Source organism: Rhizobium sp. BR 317, assembly GCF_047445835.1.
GTDB classification, from domain to species: Bacteria; Pseudomonadota; Alphaproteobacteria; order Rhizobiales; family Rhizobiaceae; genus Rhizobium; species Rhizobium paranaense.
On the sequence record NZ_JARWLB010000079.1, the window covers coordinates 1 to 2,700 of the forward strand.

Annotated in this window: 3 protein-coding genes; all 3 read left to right on the forward strand. The window is 58.1% G+C overall.

Annotated features, from left to right (window positions below; translation table 11 throughout):
- Positions 1-65 precede the first annotated feature (65 nt).
- The gene (locus QD357_RS31720; protein WP_414125951.1) at positions 66-1,316 is read left to right on the forward strand and encodes an LL-diaminopimelate aminotransferase; all 1,251 of its coding nucleotides are present in this window, start codon (positions 66-68) and stop codon (positions 1,314-1,316) included.
- Between the two features lie 68 nt (positions 1,317-1,384).
- The gene (locus tag QD357_RS31725) at positions 1,385-1,717 is read left to right on the forward strand and encodes a GFA family protein (protein ID WP_414125953.1); all 333 of its coding nucleotides are present in this window, start codon (positions 1,385-1,387) and stop codon (positions 1,715-1,717) included.
- 509 nt (positions 1,718-2,226) lie between these two features.
- A partial coding sequence (locus tag QD357_RS31730; RefSeq protein WP_414125949.1) for an ATP-binding cassette domain-containing protein occupies positions 2,227-2,700 on the forward strand: 474 nt, incomplete at its 3' end.

The following is a 2,700-nucleotide window of genomic DNA, read 5'->3' on the forward strand; positions in this document are numbered from 1 at the left end:
GGCCTGGCGGCCGAAGAAGTAATCGACGACCTCCCAAGTTGTCCCGCGACCTCCGCGCCGGCTTCATCCGTCGGCGCGGAGGACCCACKATAAGGAACCAGAAGTTGGAATTCCACAAGATACAGCGTTTGCCCCCTTACGTCTTCGACCAGGTGAACCGTCTCAAGTCCAGCGCGCGCGCGGCCGGAGTCGACATCATCGATCTTGGAATGGGCAATCCCGATCTTCCCACGCCAAGCTGGGTTGTGGACAAGCTATGCGAAGCKGTGCAGCATCCGCGCACGCACCGCTATTCGGCTTCCAAGGGCATTATCGGGCTTCGCCGCGCCAAGGCTGCGTATTACGCCCGCCGGTTTAATGTGAAGCTTGATCMGGATACCCAGGTTGTTGCGACGCTCGGGTCCAAGGAGGGGTTTGCGAACATGGCACAGGCCATAACCGCCCCCGGGGATGTCATTCTCTGTCCGAACCCTTCCTATCCGATTCATACGTTCGGATTTCTCATGGCAGGGGGCGTGATAAGGTCGGTACCGGTMGAGCCGGATGAGACCTTCTTCCAAGCTCTCGAAATGGCGGTGCGGCATTCGGTACCGAAGCCTCTGGCGCTCATCATAAGCTACCCGTCAAACCCCACCGCTCGCGTCGCGACGCTCGATTTCTATAAGGACGTCATCGCCTTCGCGAAGAAGCACGATCTCATCGTTCTGTCGGATATCGCCTACGCTGAAATCTACTTCGACGGTMCCCCGCCGCCGTCTGTTCTCGAAGTCCCCGGCGCGATCGACGTGGCCGTCGAATTCTCCTCGATGTCGAAGACATTCTCGATGCCCGGTTGGCGCGTTGGGTTTGCGGTGGGTAACGAACGGCTCATCCGAGCGTTGACGCGCGTGAAATCGTACCTGGACTACGGAGCATTCACGCCGATACAGGTCGCCGCCGCTCATGCCCTAAACTCGGACGGGGAGGACGCCGCGCGGGCAAGAGACATCTACAGGACGCGCAGAGATACACTGGTGAAGACCTTTGCCGATGCCGGCTTCGACGTTCCAGTTCCTGCGGCCACGATGTTCGCATGGGCGAAGATACCCCCGCATTTCCGACACCTTGGCTCGCTGGAGTTTTCGAAACTCGTGCTCGAGAAGGCACAGGTCGCGATTTCGCCGGGTATCGGTTTCGGTGAGATGGGTGACGAATACGTACGGCTGGCTTTCGTGGAGAATGAAGACAGGATCCGGCAGGCCGCACGGAACTTGAAGCGGTGGCTTTCTGCAAGCGCGCGACAGCCACAACTGGATAAAGCGATGAAAGGATTTTGAAGATGCCGATCCTCGGATCTTGCCAATGTAAAGCGGTACAGTATGAAGTGTCGGAACTGGACGGCCCGATGTGGAACTGCTTCTGCCAGACGTGCAGAAAGTCCCATGCGGCCGATCATAACACTGCAGCCAAGGTGAAGAGTGATAACTTCAAGCTGATTTCCGGCGAGGACGTCCTTCACAGCTTTGAGTMGACCCCTGGAAAACTGAGGTGGTTCTGCTCACGGTGTGGTTCGCACGTTTATGCCGAACGGCCTGCCAACCCGKAGATGAAGGTGCTGCGGGCAGGCACTTTTGACACCGATCCTGGTTMGGTTCCTATGTCCAACGTCTGGCTGTCCCACGCCAGGCCGTGGCTTGCTCACGACCCCGCGAAGGAAAACTTCGAAGAGTTCCCGTGATCTCCACGGTTGCCCGCGCCAAGGGCCKATCGACCATGAGTTCGATCTGCCCGCTTCCCCAGCGGGGAAGGCTGGATGATCGAATGGCACTTGCCGCGTTCGACGCGCKGAGGWTGGGATGYTCCGTATGCCCCCAATCGAAACGGTTGCCTTCTTCGGATTACCGGACACCCTCAATAGTGCTTTGGTCCTGTCCTGATCGCGATGGCTGCCAGATCGCTTCAGATCGGGCGGAACTCCGCTTGAGAACCTCCGACCGACGTCAGGTGCGTGACAACATGCTTTTGGAACTTTGAGGGCGTCGAGCGACCAACCGGTTTCATCGAAGTCAACCCGACATCCCGATATGGGCATGGCGGCACTATTGACAGATTAGCAGACAATCTGTCATTCTATAGTTCACCGAGCGAGTTCTMGGAGCGTTCAAAGACGGCAGTCACAATTCGGCAAGAGGCCCGGGCATCGGATGTCCTGGCGCGATCTGCTGCTGCCTAAAGGGGAGGATGGGCATGACGAAAGACGTCGCCGTAAGCATGACGGCCGTTGCCAAATCGTTTGGCGAAACGAAGGCATTGAAGAAATGCGATTTTGCCGCCAAGGCAGGKGAGGTGCACGCGATCGTTGGCGAGAATGGCAGCGGCAAGAGCACCATGGCGAAGATCATGTCCGGCGTTATCGCTGCCGATGCAGGATCTGTCCTGATCCTTGGCAAGTCCATCACCTCGCCAGTCGATGCMAAAGGGGTTGGTCTMGCTACGATCTTCCAGGAAGWCCTTGTCGCCGATGAAGCGAGTGTCCTCGACAACCTTTTCGTAGGAAGCGAGGACCTGTTCTCGCTTCGGAAAGCCTCCAGGGAACGTGAAAGCGCTGCGCAAAGCCTCCTCGACCGCCTGGTGGGAAAGCCTGTCGATCTCCGGCAGAACGTCGGTGATCTTCCGCTCAGCATCAAGCAATGGATCGTTATCGCCCGGGCCGTTCTGAGG